The sequence below is a fragment of the Sphingobacterium sp. NPDC055346 genome, assembly GCF_053645235.1.
The window spans coordinates 149,910-164,753 of the sequence record NZ_JBSHMI010000005.1 but is presented as its reverse complement, the minus strand read 5'-3'; the positions used below and the strand labels follow the sequence as shown (position 1 = coordinate 164,753).

The following is a 14,844-nucleotide window of genomic DNA, read 5'->3' as shown; positions in this document are numbered from 1 at the left end:
GTGCGGAAAGCCCAAAGCGAACCGGAAAAAATATGAGCCGGTAATCCCGGGCATTTGCCGTTGGAACCCTGAAGGTCAATTTATGTCCTGCCGCTGGCCATCCATCCGTTCCGGGACGTGACCACGAAGGCCAAGGGATCCCGCTCCGATGATATAACCGATAAAATCACACTGACCATGAAATTGACACCGAAGAAACATGCCGTATTCCCCCCGTCCGGGGGAGGATCCAATAAAACAGGTTGCCCAGGGGATAAGATCCTTTTGGCACATATACTCCATGACCGTTTCCTTAGTCCAAAACTTACCGATATGCAGAAATATTCAGACGATCCAGGTACCGGCCACGGCAGAAATCCGTGCTCGGTACCGTCCAAGAGAAGACCCTTTCTCTCACGCCTCCCAGGATGGCGCAACTTGGTGAGACTGTCCTATGTCTTCCTGTTCGCCTACACGGGTTACAGCAAACTGCTGGACCATGTTCCCTTTACCAGGGGTATCGCCAGGATCCCGGTCCTGGGCCATTTCCCCGAGGCCATCGGATGGGGCGTTCCCATCCTGGAGCTCGTGCTGGCCCTGGGCATGGTCGTACCGGAGCGCCGTGTCCAGAGGGTTTCCTTTGGGATCTCGGTAACCCTGATGGCCACCTTCACGCTGTACCTATTGCTGATGGTCAGCCAGGTGAAGGAGAAGCTGTGCCACTGCGGCGGGGTGATCGGTTCCCTGGGATGGATGGAGCACCTGATGTTCAATGCCGCGATATTGGCCCTTGGGATATGGTCCACCAGGAAATAACATAACTGAATTTTAAACATAAATCAAAAAATCATGAAAACCATCAAAAAACTATCCGGTTCGTTCCTTCTGGGACTGGCCGTGATCGGACTGGCCCTGTCGGCCAGTGCCTTTACCGAGAACAGCGAACAGGCCGCAAAACAAATGGCCGGAGAGATCTACGTCAACACCAGTACGTCCGGGGACTATGAAAAACTTCCATCTCCCGGCGATTACCTGGATTCCAACTGCGAGGATCTCGGAGAACATACCTGTTCCTGGCAGAGGACCGATGTACCGGGAAGCGTCCCGGACAACTTCAATGCCTCCCAGGCGGACTCCCTGGAGCAGGCTGGCCTAATCACCCCCAATAGCATGAGCAAGGGAACCTACGTGAACCCATAGGCCTGGTTTGCACCAGATTTCTGGACCTCTTTCCGTGGTCCGGGAATGGAAGGACAGGGACCTCTTGGAATTGGGGTCCCTATCCATTCCCCAGTCATCTATTACCATCCAAGCTACCTGGAGATCATTCCCCTTTTTTGAGCGCTTCACGCAATAGGTAGATCAATTCTTTCTTTTTTGCCGGGTTGCGGGGATCGGGCGGGTTTACCATGACCAGGTTGTCATCTTTACCGACCAAGACCATCGTCGGATAGGAGCTCACCCGATAGTGATCGATTATTCCACCTCCTTTGCCCTTCCCAATCCACAGCTTGACGTCCCCCGGATCCGTATACTCCCCCGAGCGGACGGACTGCAGCCAGGCTTCCCTGCTCTTGTCGACGTTCATGCTCACAAAGACAATATCGGGTTCGTCCCTGAAAGCTTCCTTGACCTCTTCCATCGCCAAGTGCAGGTTCTTGCAGCCTCCGCATCCGGTGAACCAGAAATCCATCAGGACCACTTTTCCCTTAAGGTCGCTATTGCTGATTAACCTGCCCGTCTCATCGGGAAAGCTGAACTGGTAGGATCTGGAAGCCTCTTCCCTTATTGCCCTCTGACCTTCGAGGTACTTCCGGTAGGCCTCGGACCCGATGGTGGAAAGCAGCTTCTGATAGGTACGGGGCAATATCTCCTGCCTCATTGCGCCGTTGATGTACAGTGCAAAGGCGACCTGGTCATACGCTCTGCCGGTAAATTTCCTGGATGCGAGGTCCAGGTAAACGGGCATGCCGAAAACGATGTTGCGACCGACCCGGTAGGAGGCCATCTGCAGGTCCAGCTTTATCTTGGCGGCCAGGTAATTGGAGAACAATGGAGAGTTGCCCTTATAGGTCCCAATGATCTCCCCTCCGGGTTCCGATAGGAGACTATCCACATAGAAATCCGCAACGAACCTCCCCACCCTTGAATCCTGTAGGCGAAATTTCAGATCGAACAGTTGCCTCAGGCGCAGATCTCCCAGATAATCGAGGAGCAGGCGGTTCCGGACAGAGTCCGGAAGGTTCCCGTATCCTGGCCCCGCGATTGCCATTGCATTTCCTTGGGCTTGGTCATATAGCGCCTTTGTCCCGCACAGCATATCCATGGCCGCCACTTCGAGATCTTCCATGTCCGCCCCATTATATCCCCCCATGATCTCGGCCCTTGAAGCCGAGAGCTGGTAATTCAGTGAATATAGGTCCATCTGTAAATCGAACATGGCCTTGCTCTCCCCTTCCATATATATCCCCTGTTCGTCAATCGTTACATCTATCGGGGCATTCCCTCTCACCAGTATGGGACTGTCAGCGACCGTCCGCAATGAAGTGCCCGTTTTTCTATATGCGGCCCTGGGGAATGAAAACCGGATATAGAACAGACCAGGTGCATCCTCAAGGACCAACCTGAACCGGCCATTACGGACCTTTACGAGTTTCTCCTGCGGAAAACCGTACATATTGAATTCCTGGAATGGTTCAATTGAATAGTGGACCGTGAACGAATCGATCCCCAGTGTTTCAGAGACATTTCCCTGGAACAGGGTCTGCGCCCGTAGGCTGTGCAGGGGTCCCGTTATTGCAAAGGCCATCAGCACTGTGATGAAAGCCCGGTAGAAGTTATTGTAGGATGTTTCCATGTTATCTCTTGTTTTGTTCTATACCGCTCCTGTTAATTTCGTCCTGGGGGATATTGAAGACATATCTCGGGGAATTGGGGAGCAGGATAAATTCCCTGCCTCCCAGCACCCTCTTCAGGGTAATGTTAGCACCCTCCTTGTTCAGTCTCTTGATGTCATCCCACCTCAGGCACCGCCAGACAAGTTCCTTACGGCGCTCCTGAAGGATATGGCCTAGGGCCACCTCCCTGTCCTGATACGTAACAGGCTCATAGGTCCCTTCCCTATAGCGCTTTTCCAGGAGCCGGTTCATCGATTGGGCCGCCTGATCCAACCTGTTGCCCCTTGCCTGGCACTCTGCCCTGTTCAGTACGACCTCGTCGACCGCCATCCCGGTGAAGGGGACAAGGGCGATCCCGTTATAGCCCGTTTTCATGACGTAGCGGCCAGGGTCCCTTTCAAAGAAATACACCGAGCGCCGCAGGTCGTCCCTATCGTAGAGGTCGATCAGCGCCGTGTCGACAAAGAATGTCCTGGCCGAACTGTAGCTGCTTGCATTGTTGTATTTTGTACTGATCCCGAACATGATAAGCTCCTCGTTTGTCCTGGTGAAAGGGGCCACAGAGGTACTGGAGAGGGTATTGTAATCGATCAGGACATCGTACCTCTTGAGGAACTCATCGGCCCATTTCTCCGCCAGGCCGTATTCCCTGCGATAAAGGCATATCCTTGACAGCATGGCATAGGATGCCAATTTTGTCGCCCTGTTCCTTTGCGGGATAGGTCCGGTGCTCGCCAGCAAATCGATCGACCTTACCAGGTCGTCGAAGATGAGATCATAGCATTCCTCAACCGTGGACCGGGGCTGGTTATAGTCCACCGATGGGTCCTTCCTCAAGGGGATGCCAAGGTCCCGGGAAGCAGTGGATTCATCATAGGGCACCGAATAGTTCTTCAGGAGGTCATAGTTTGCCCTGGCCCTGTGGAACAGGGCCTGACCGTAGACATCCCGGAGCCCCCCGTCACCGCCATCGGGCCCTCCCGCCCTATCGATCTGCGAGATGATGCTATTGGCGTAGAATACGGTACGGTAGGGTATGTTCCATTCATCGATATCTACCTCTCCTCCGTACACATCCTCTTCCCATATGTAAGAATTCCTCTCTACGGCCGTCCTGCTGGACAGCCAACTGGACTCGGAGACTATATAATATTCATCTGCAGACAATTGGGGCAATACACTGGTATGGCCTATCATGTCAAAGTTGTCCAGGAGCCTCTGGAAATCGGCCACCTTTTCCGGGGTAAAGATCTTGCTGCTGGGCTGTTCCTCGAGGAAGCCCTTGGAACATCCGGCTATTACCAGGGCGGCCGTCAATAGTTTCAATATATTCTTCATGGTTGTTAATAGTTAAATTTCATTCCGATGGACCATTCCGAGGGAACCCTATATCCCGAAATGAGATCGGGATTGAGTCCGCGGTCATTCTGTTTCCACAGCAGCCCGAGGTTCGATGCATACACATAGAGCTGCAGGGCCGAGTTCCTCCGCCCTTCGAAAGGTCTGACAAGGTAGGAAAGCCGCACGTCCTGCAGACGCACCGTACCACCGGGGATCGCCAGTACCTCGGAGGACTGATAGAAGTCCTCCCGGTTTGCATTCATGGGGTAATTGAAACGGGGGACGTCCGTTGACCCTTCGTCCCCAGCTTCCTGCCATCTGCTGGCATAGTCAGAAAAGCGGTATGAGCCAGAGATCAGGCCATTGGAACTGAAGGAGTTGTTTACCCTGACAAAATTACCCCACTTATAGAGGACCTGGAAGGAAAGCTCGGCCCCTCTGTAGGAAACTGTGTTCCTGAGGCTCCCGAACCTGGTCGGAACCTTAGAGCCCATTATGGTGATGCCAGTCCTGTCAAGCCCGTTCAGGATATCACTGTACTCGGTGCTGGGGCCGCCATCTGACCATCCTTTCGGATCACCGTTCCCGTCCAGTCCGGAAGACCTGAACAGGACAAGGGAATTTATGGGATGGCCCACCAGCGGCACGATGCCCGATGCGAACACGATATCCCTGTTTGCCCCCGGATCCATCAGGTACTTGGTCACCCGGTCGCTGACCGCATTGAAGATGAGATCGCTCCGAAAGCCGAATCCGCCCCTCTCAAGCCATAGTGCCCTGAGCTGAAGATCAACCCCATCAGTGAGGGTGTTTGCGACGTTCCCATAGAATTCCGTCACGCCAGTCTGGGGTGCCAGTGGGCTGTTCCCCATCAGGTCCATCCCTTTCTTGCTGTAATATTCCAGGCTCCCACCGAACCGGTCTCCAAACAGGGAAAAGTCCAGGCCTATGTTCACGTTCCTCACCCTTTCCCACCGGAGGGTGCTGTTGGGTGGGTTAAGGATCCTGTCGATCGGGTAACCCCATGGGTTCAGCGTCCTGAAAAGGGTCGAGGTCAGGAATGCCGAAGTGTTCTTGTCGATGTTCCCGTTGTATCCATAGGTGGCGCGGAGCTTGAGCATGTCGAGCGGCTTCCAGCCAATGGCCTCATGAAAGGAATATGCGGCCCCCACAGACCACAGGGGAACGCCCTTTTGGTTTGCCTTAACACCGAATATGTTGGATTCGTCCTTTCGGAAACTGGCATTCAAGGCCAGGTTCCCCCGGTAGCTATAGGATACCAGCCCATAGAAGGAGCGGTTATTGTCCACGTACCGGGTCCGGCTGCCCCCATTTGCAATGCGGGAATATGTCCCCTTATGGTAGAGCGGAAAATAGGTGAAGATGTCCACCGTGGAGAAGTTCTCCAGGACCGGGTCGTAACCATAGAGGAGCCCATGGTCCTCAAAGGTCCTGCGGTCCTGCCTGAATTCCATTCCCAGCAGACCGCTAATGGAATGCCTGTCCGCAATGGTCTCGTTCCAGTCTGCCTGGGCCCGACCGTACCGGGAGCCCATCCTTGTACCGTTCCGGCTGAGGATCCCACCGACGGGGATTGGACTTACCATGGTACCGTTCACCGGATCGAATGAGCTGAACTGGTTGACCAGGTTCCTCACATAGAACGATTCCTTACCGTAGAGCAGACTCCCTTCCTGCCAGTTGGTGCTGTTCAGGTAGCTGATGCCCAGGCTGAGGCTGCGGTACAGCTTGCCCTTTATCCCAAAATTAAAGCGCAACTGCTTATCAGAGAGCTCCGAGCTGGAGAGCGAGCCCCGGAGTTCGTCCAAGGGACGGTATTTCCAGTCGAGAAGGTATCCTGATCCGGCGGTATCTGTGTACGACCTCCTGAGCGTGGAGGTCCCATAGGATGCCTCTAGGGCATTCCCATTTCCGTCGGCCAGTCTTTCGTAAGGATATTTGGGGGTATAGCCCTGGGAATTGTCCACCTGTGAACTGCTTTGGACATACCAGACTTCGGAATTTAGGGTCATGTGGTCCTTTAGGAGATTCCAGTTGCTGGCATTCCTTACACTGGTACGTCCGTTCTCGCTTCCCACCCTGTCACTTATCGACCTGTCAATGCCCCCGCTCAGGATATTCCTGAAAGAAGGGGTCGAGGAGGAAACACTGAACTGCTGCTGGTGCTGGAGGAGATCCCTATAGAAGTATTTTTCTAGATCGGCCCTTACATCTTGCCCCCTATATCCATCTATCTGCGAGTTCCCCTGCAGCTCGCTCAGTGACCCGTCCCTGACCTGGGCCAGGATCTCAACGACCGGTGAGATCTGCTGGTAGGGTACGTTGATGTCCTTGTCATAATACCCCTTTTCGAAAAGAAATATCTCTGAATCTATGAAATCGCTGGAGGACATCCACCTTTCGGTGGACAGGTCCGGCCTTTTCCTGAACAGGAAATTGGAGGAAAATTCAACCGACAGCCTCTCCTTGGGCTTCTTGGTGGTAATGACAATGACGCCATTGCCAGAGCGGACGCCCCAGATCGATGCCGCCGTGGCATCTTTCAGTACTGTAACGCTCTGTATGTCATCGGGATTGATATTATCCAGGTCACCCTCGTACGGGAAGTTATCTACAACGATGAGTGGCCTCGTACTGGAAAATATAGTGCTCCTGCCCCTTACGCTCAGCCCGTCCGGATTTCCCGAATTCCGATCGATCAGCAATCCGTTGGTGACCCCGTTCAACCTGGAGAGCAGGTTCATGCCCGGGTTGCGCCGGATGGTCTTGGAGTCCACAAATGAGAAACTGCCCGTTGCCCTTTCCCTTGGGATGGACTGGTAGCCGGTGCTGACCACCTCGATCTCTTCGATCCGGTTCTGGACAGCCCTCATCCTGACCTCCAGATGGACAGGCTTCCTGGGGATGGAAATTGTGGTGTCCCGGTAGCCTTGATGTGTAACGGTCAGTTCAGTGGTTTTGAACGGGACTGAAAGGGAAAAGTGACCTTTCCTGTCGGTCATTGCCCTTAATGTTCCGATCCTGATGTTTGAGCCCTCTAATGGCATATCTGTATAGAAATCCATGACCGTTCCAGTTATCACAGTTTGCCCATTTGCCCCCGATAGGGGCTCCTGGGCGTCTAACTGATTATTAAACAAACTGAAACAACATGAAAACAATAGCAAGAAGAATCTCTTGATTGGGAGTTTGGAGAGGCCCTGCGACTCCATCCTTCTTGGAAGGGTGGAGAAAGGCCTTAAGTAATGTAGTTTTTTGATCAGATAATTTAGTTTCATCGGTTAAATGATTGCAGGGCACCATTTTATACAATGGTATCCTGTAGTGGATGATCAACCTAAAAAAGTCTTGGTGAATTACATCTCATAATTGATTTCCAAGGACTGATTTTCAGGTTATTTAGAAAATACCAGCCACCCTCATGGATTTTTAGGTCCATAAGCAGTTAAGGATACTTGACAGTCTGGAAAAATTAACCTAGATTTAGATTGTCGAGAAATAAATCTGTTAATAGATCCTCACAATGGTCAATAGACCTTTGCTGTTTGTTTGAAGGGTGACTGGTGGAACAGGATAACAAGAAGGATTTGGCCTGAAACTACGATTCGAAGGGCCATTCTGTTTCCTGTTTTAGGGATTAAACCTATTCTGGTGAACAGAATATGTTCTTTACAAATTTTTTCTCGGAAAATATGCAATGATAATCTTGGACCTTCAAGGACATTTTTTTCTTTGCTTCAATAATTTTCGTCCACATAATTTATTTGGTTTATCATGTAACGAGTCAAGTAATACGTAAGGAGTGCAACCTTACGATCCACCGCTCTTCTCACTAAGGCCGTGACCTTAGGTCAGACCTAGGCAATCCTAGGCGGAACCTGAAAGCGGATTCACAGTAAGGCCCACTCCTACGTAAATATATACAAAGATATAATAAATCGTAGGAAATGAGCATAACCTTACTGCCTCCATCCCAGGTTCCAATTGAGAAGTTGGAGACTCGTTGTATTAATTAGTTAATTCTAATTACTGCTCAAACTTTTGTCATACATTAATACGTCATTACAAATATAGTAAAGTTGATTTTAAAAATCAACTAAAAAAATAAAAAAAATATGTCACCTAAGAAAATCAATCGTATAAGAGAAATTTTAGAGGAAAAAGGGTTAAAAAATAAAGATTTAATAATCCATTTTAAAATAAAGAAAGAAACAGTTTCACGATGGATTAATAATAAACAACAACCTACTTTAAATACATTAAATGACTTAGCAGAGTTTTTGCAAGTAGACATTAGAGACTTACTCTATCCTAGTGAATGGATGATTAAATAATCGTAGACATATTCTGATAAATTGTAGAAATAAAAATATAAATGTTTTCAAGCACATGACCTCTTGCGAAATAATGTTTTGAAAATTATTATATTTCCGACATCCGTCCGTAACTAGCCAGCTAAAACACAATTGTTTAATTAATTTTATCGAGCGTTTCAAAAATAGAATTCTGCGAAATATATTCCGGTACGATTTCCTTGATCAGCTCGACCAGTACCATTGGGTTATGGTTAGCGCCTTGCTTGGCTACTTGAGCACATAGATTCTCAATTCGTTGTTTGTTGACATCCAGTTCTTCGGTCCTTATCCTAGCGATCATAATTTTCTGATGATGCGTCTTGGTGGTGTTTTCATTGTCCGCAAGCAACTCCTCATAGATCTTTTCCCCCGGACGCAGTCCAGTCACTTCAATCCCGATGTCTTCAGGATAATTATAGCCTTTTAGGCGGATCATTCGTATCGCAAGATCCATGATCTTCACAGGTTGACCCATGTCGAACACATAGATCTCTCCGCCCTTACCCATTACCGCAGCCTCCTGTACCAATTGGCATGCCTCTGGAATGGTCATAAAATAACGCGTAATATCTTTATGGGTTACTGTTAATGGACCGCCGCGTTTCAGCTGCTTCTCAAATAATGGTATCACTGAACCGTTCGAACCCAAAACATTCCCAAATCGAGTCACAATAAAATTGGTATTGCTCAGTCTGTTCAGTGCAGAGACGTAGATCTCTGCTACTCTCTTCGTTGCCCCCATTACATTAGTAGGGTTAACCGCCTTGTCCGTAGACACCATTACGAATTTCTCCACTCCATATTTATCAGCCATATCGGCAAGGTTCTTTGATCCCCAAATATTGGTCAAGATAGACTCATAAGGATTCTGCTCCATCAAAGGAACATGCTTATAGGCCGCTGCATGGAACACAATCTGTGGTCGATAATGCTCAAAAACAGACTCCATAAACTGACGGTCGCGAACATTGCCGACCATAAATAAAGTGTCTTTATGGCAATTAGCCTTTAATTCCTGTTGTATATCATAGAGTGCAGATTCAGCCTGATCTATAACGATCAACTTATCAAAATCCGTAAAGCTGATCTGACGTACCAATTCCGAACCAATAGATCCCGCTCCACCCGTAACCAAGATAACCCGGTCCCGCATCATTTCATGGACAACAGGATTTTCCAGTTTAATGGCCTCCCTGCCCAATAGATCATCGATCTTCAAGGTACGCAATTGTCTCGTAGCTACCTTTCCGCTCATCAACCTCGACGATGTAGGCATGATTTTGAGTTTTACAGGTAATGGTTCTATCTGTGAGGAAATACGTGATACCCGGTCTTTGTTGTTGTCATCCAATGCGATAATGATACTGTCCACTTTCAGTTTTTCAACGAATTCTTTTGTCAGGCGATCCATGCTGATAATCTTATAGCCATTGATCATTTTTCCGATTCTGTTGGGGTTATCATCCGCAAATGCAACGACCTTTACCTTTCTGCGCGTATCATTACGGAGTAGGTTCAAGGTGGTGTTACCCATATTGCCGGCACCAAAGATCAGCACATTCTCAACCTCGCGACCACTAAAGAAAAAGCCTTCATAGATGGTGCGGTAAAATATCCTTGCCGCCACGAGACATACCGTAGTAAAGAATGCATGGGTAAATAAAACGGCATAAGAAGGACGTAGGTATTCACTGATTTCAGCCGTACGTTCATAATTAAACCGTATAACCGTAGAAACCAACATCAGGACTGCCCAAGCCGCAAATACAGCTTTGAAAATTCCCCAGGCATCCCGAAAACCAGTCTGCCTTACAATACCGCGATATGTCTTGAAATATAGAAAGGATAAGTAATAGACCCCAGCAATCAACAGGGACTTCTTGACCATCAATTCGACTGTGAATCTTCCCTTGAAACTATTAATCACAAAATTCGATAGGTAATAGCAAAAAATCACTATCATCATATCGATCAGCAAGATAACCCACCTAGGGCTGTCATTCTTGAAATACTTTCTCAGTCCAACTATGTCCATTAACTACTAATATTTTCCTTTAAAATTAAAGCCAAACCTATTTTGGGAGTAGGTCCGTGTGTCATGTATCAGAGTAAACAGCCACAAAGTTAGTGCCACAAGATGTCGTAAAAATATTATCAATTGTCTTTTAGCAAGTTATGGTTAAACTCGTTAGTGTACTCTGCTTAGATTGATTAAATCTTTAACAAAGATAGAAATATAAACTTCGCGAAACAATGTAATCAATAATTTAACAAGAACTTAATTTCATCCACATGAGATAATAAAAATGGGAGGTCTACCCTCCCATCTTCTTACTCTACGACCTCCTCTTTGATCTCCTTCAGGAATTCACTGTCGGAACATCTCCGTGATTCCTCATTGTACACAAAGGCCCAAGCAATTAAATTCTTCCGGTCTGAGCTTGATGTCAAACTAAGTTCCATCATCAGATCCTTGCGCTGCACTGCCCCATACAGCCAGACCAACTCCCTGTCCTTGTCCATCAGCAGCACTATGACCTGATCGGTATCGTCAGAATTGAACAGGTTCCGGTCATTGCTCCAGCTCACCTTGACCTTTCCCTCCGCAGTACTGTTCCATTTGAGGTCATGCACGCGCAACAAAGGTCCCTTACTGATCTCAACCCTGCTGTGATCGATCCTAAAATTGGCATATTCCCCCACGATCACATCATTCAGGACATGCCCAAAAGATTCTGAGTACACCGTTGTCCTGGTAAAGCTGACGCCGATATGCCCTACCTCAAATGCCTGCTTCACCATCTTCATAAAATCCAAACCTACCCTGAACTTATGCAGCTGCAGCATTTGCTTCTCTGAAGGCTCACGCTTTACACGGCGGGGCCGCGTGCGGATATAGTCTATATCCCGCCATGATGCACCAACAACATTTCCTACTGTTCCCTGGAAGACACCCAAGACTCCCTTGCCAATTCTTGCCATAATATTAACAATTTAAATTTTCCACAGAACCCAACCATTGAGCCCTATCTGACAGCCAAACTCCATATTCTAGTACACAAAAACAACATTTGACACGAAATGAGACTAATTGAAACTAATTGATTCTCAAAGACACCAATTGACATAGAATGCATCAAGCCGAATCTCGACTAAAGCTTAAGATGGTCGCTGGAGACATCAACCATCCCGTTCATGCCGGTCGCTAGCAACGCCCAAGCTAGTCGCAGCGTTGGCTGCCCTTCGGCTCGGTCCCTAATAGCGGAGTCGAAGGGCCCGAGCCGAAGCCGGTCAAGAAGCCATAGCCGTTACCTGCGCTGGTTGAGTCGAAACCAGGATCCGAAGCGCAGGCTTAAAAAAACTTATAGAATCAGAGGGAGGACATAGGCATGCATTCCGTGGCAGGTGGAGGCACCTGCCACGGCGGAGCAACACCAACGGTGTGGCATATTTATTTAAACCACATTGATTTAAACATTTATATTGTACAAGGAATAAAATGGGAAAATCCTGGATTTGTGAGCGGGCAGCTTGTATTGATTATATTGGTTTTGAAGGTTGCGTTGGTTGCCCTTCCGATCTGCTAAGGGATCGATTCGAATCCAGTATTCGAAGCACCGAACTAAAAAAAATAAATAAGACTTCAAAATTTTTAGTGGATATTTATTGCAAGAATAAATATCTTAAAGTCATAGAAGTACAATTAACAGCTAGATTATTTGGACAAGTAAATATATTAAACTGATAAAAATTACTAAAACAATTAACAAGAGGTTTATTTTGTTTTTTTAAAACTGAGGATTCAATCAATATCTTCTTGCCGACAATAATCCCTTCCACCAACCTTAGTAGGTTTTAGTTCACCGGAATTTCTTAACCGAAAGTAAGTTGATTTACTGATCCCCAACATTTTGATGATATCATCCATGTTGTAGAGCTTTGGAGCAGGCAGTTCAAGAGGGGAGGTAGAATTATGGATCTTGGTAATCTTGGCAAGGTATCTAGTAATAAGGGTTATTTCACCGCTTTGAAAACGGCTATTATTATAAAATTTCTCTAAAGTTTTACGAATTCTAAGAATTGTTTTGTTGTTGGGGTTCTGTGAATCTGTTGACATACGAACTATATTTATATTGGATAAAAAAATAAAATCAAATCCTTATCACTAAACAATATAAATTTAATATTTAATTAATTATTCTTCGATAAAATAATATTAAGTCAGTAGCGTCCTAAACGATGGAAAAAATGGCGGTGGATTTATATAGCAGGGAATGCTATATTTATTTCGCTAAAAAAACCTCCATCGCCATGGTAAATATCAACGTATTTTCCCAGATTTTGGGTCTAATCGATCGAGACATTTTTGGCAGATTGGTTCAACAATACCAATCCGACAAGCATCATAAGGGCATCAACAGCTGGACACATTTTGTGAGCATGCTATTCTGCCATTTATCCTCTGCGGATTCGGTTCGGGACATTTCTAATGGACTCCGCAGCACTACTGGCAACATGAGCCATATGGGTATCTCCAGAACGCCGAGCAAGTCCAACCTTTCCTATATGAACGCTAATCGGGACCACGGTCTTTTCAGGGATCTGTATTATAAGCTTTTGGATCACCTATGGCAACATCATCCTCATAAAAGGACGGAATTGCGAAGATTACAACGTAAGGTGTTTTTGATGGATGCTACCATCATTCCATTGTGCTTAAGCGTATTTGACTGGGCCAAGTTCCGTAGTGCCAAGGGAGCGGTGAAGCTACACACCGTATTGGATTACGATGGCTGCATGCCGAGTTTCGTCCATATTACCGATGGCAAACAGCATGAATCCAAAATTGCTAAGTCGATGTCATTTCCCAAAGGTTGCGTGGTTGTTGTAGACCGGGGCTATGTGGATTATGCTTGGATGAACGTTTTGGACAGCACCGGCTGTTTCTTTGTTACCCGGGCGAAATCCAACATGAAATATACCCTAGTGAAAACGGTAAAGGGTGAAGAGCTTCGTGCTGGCGGGATCCTTGAAGATCAGCTTGTTGAGCTTGGCGGACTTGCCAATCAAAGGTATGCAGGAAAGAAGATGCGTTTGGTTCGCGTTTGGGACAGCACCAAAAACGTGGAATACGAGTTCCTGACCAATAATTTCTCCTGGAAACCAGCCACCGTAGCAGCGCTCTATAAAGAACGTTGGGAGATTGAAACCTTCTTCAAGCACCTCAAACAACGGCTTAAGGTAACCAGTTTTGTGGGAACATCTGAAAATGCAGTGTACATTCAAATATGGACTGCACTTATCGGGATCCTGCTCTTTAAGTACATTCAGAAGAAAGCAAAGTACGACTGGAACCTCTCGAATCTGGTCAACTTTATCAGGCTGAACATATTCGTGAAAATTGATCTGTGGAAATGGGCGGATGATCCGTTCATTTCAGGAAAACCTCCCGATAAAAAAGGACAATATGTGCTCTTTTAGTAACACACATAGGATACCTTTCCAGTAATTAACCAAATTCTTCAATTGAACACAAATGGAGAAGGATTTTTTATGCCAAAAAATTTATTTAGGACAGTACTGATATTAAGTATTGATCACCAGATTGTTACCAAGTAAAAATTTGTAAAAAATAAGCTGATGTGGTCGTAAACTATAACAAAAAAGTCCAATGAAATAATTCATTGGACTTACGAAAAATCAAAATTAACGTGTGGATGTCAATTATTGATTTAATAAATTTATAACAAATAATTGAAATCATGTTCAATTATTCAAGGTTCATTACTTTTTCTTTTTGAAAAGCTTTTTAAATTGTTTTCTAATTTTCACCCTAAGCGATACTGAATTGGAATGTACATTCGAATAACCTATCCGTGAAAAGAAGTAAATATTGCATTTTTTAGATAATGGTGGGTATTTATATACATCTTCGCAGGCAATTAGGCAGCTCAGAAATCGGCAATGATCTATTCCTTTTTCGCCACCATCTATAAAAAGCAAGATGTGAACCTCTACAAATGGTTGTGATATATCTTAGAAAATATCATGTCAATCAACCACAAAGACTTAAAAGTTATCATTCAGCAGAATTATTAGAATAATCATTAAGAATCAAACATGTAGTTATTCGGGCGGATACGGATACTTCTATATAAATAATTCTTTGTAAATAATATTGTTATTAAATAAAATACTTCACAAATAATAAAACAAAATTCATTCTTTTATTATTTATTATTAGCAATTTG

10 protein-coding genes are annotated in these 14,844 nt (G+C 46.4%); 4 read left to right on the top strand and 6 right to left on the bottom strand.

The features are described 5' to 3' along the window. Positions 1-312 precede the first annotated feature (312 nt). A complete protein-coding gene (locus ACWICE_RS11720; protein WP_454298465.1) occupies positions 313-795 on the top strand; it encodes a MauE/DoxX family redox-associated membrane protein in 483 nt (160 codons plus the stop codon). 33 nt (positions 796-828) lie between these two features. Beyond that, positions 829-1,179 (top strand): hypothetical protein, encoded by a 351-nt coding sequence (locus tag ACWICE_RS11715; protein WP_093099450.1) that lies wholly within the window; start codon positions 829-831, stop codon positions 1,177-1,179. Positions 1,180-1,303: 124 nt separating this feature from the next. Here the strand turns inward: ACWICE_RS11715 and ACWICE_RS11710 are convergent, their stop codons facing one another. The 3 genes from ACWICE_RS11710 to ACWICE_RS11700 are packed head-to-tail and all read right to left on the bottom strand — an operon-like array spanning position 1,304 to position 7,516. Then, on the bottom strand, positions 1,304-2,836 hold the full coding sequence (locus tag ACWICE_RS11710; RefSeq protein WP_454298464.1) for a thioredoxin-like domain-containing protein: 1,533 nt from the start codon (positions 2,834-2,836) through the stop codon (positions 1,304-1,306). Between the two features lies 1 nt (position 2,837). Then, complete coding sequence (locus ACWICE_RS11705; protein WP_454298463.1) at positions 2,838-4,214, bottom strand: RagB/SusD family nutrient uptake outer membrane protein; 1,377 nt, start codon at positions 4,212-4,214, stop codon at positions 2,838-2,840. 5 nt (positions 4,215-4,219) lie between these two features. Next, entirely contained in the window at positions 4,220-7,516 is a 3,297-nt protein-coding gene (locus ACWICE_RS11700; RefSeq protein WP_454298462.1) for a SusC/RagA family TonB-linked outer membrane protein, read from the bottom strand. 837 nt (positions 7,517-8,353) lie between these two features. Between ACWICE_RS11700 and ACWICE_RS11695 the strand changes: the two genes are divergently transcribed. Further along, on the top strand, positions 8,354-8,572 hold the full coding sequence (locus ACWICE_RS11695) for a helix-turn-helix transcriptional regulator (protein ID WP_454298461.1): 219 nt from the start codon (positions 8,354-8,356) through the stop codon (positions 8,570-8,572). Between the two features lie 136 nt (positions 8,573-8,708). On the opposite strand, the gene ACWICE_RS11690 is transcribed toward ACWICE_RS11695, so the two are convergent. From ACWICE_RS11690 to ACWICE_RS11680, 3 genes are all read right to left on the bottom strand, one after another. Beyond that, complete coding sequence (locus ACWICE_RS11690; protein ID WP_454298460.1) at positions 8,709-10,628, bottom strand: polysaccharide biosynthesis protein; 1,920 nt, start codon at positions 10,626-10,628, stop codon at positions 8,709-8,711. A gap of 296 nt (positions 10,629-10,924) precedes the next feature. Further along, positions 10,925-11,575, bottom strand: coding sequence for a DUF6266 family protein (locus tag ACWICE_RS11685; RefSeq protein WP_454298459.1), 651 nt, complete (start codon positions 11,573-11,575; stop codon positions 10,925-10,927). An 820-nt stretch (positions 11,576-12,395) separates the two neighbouring features. Then, entirely contained in the window at positions 12,396-12,710 is a 315-nt protein-coding gene (locus tag ACWICE_RS11680; RefSeq protein ID WP_454298458.1) for a helix-turn-helix transcriptional regulator, read from the bottom strand. Between the two features lie 122 nt (positions 12,711-12,832). Here ACWICE_RS11680 and ACWICE_RS11675 point away from each other — a divergent pair, with 122 nt between their 5' ends. Further along, the gene (locus tag ACWICE_RS11675; RefSeq protein ID WP_454298457.1) at positions 12,833-14,074 is read left to right on the top strand and encodes an IS4 family transposase; all 1,242 of its coding nucleotides are present in this window, start codon (positions 12,833-12,835) and stop codon (positions 14,072-14,074) included. Positions 14,075-14,844: the final 770 nt, after the last annotated feature.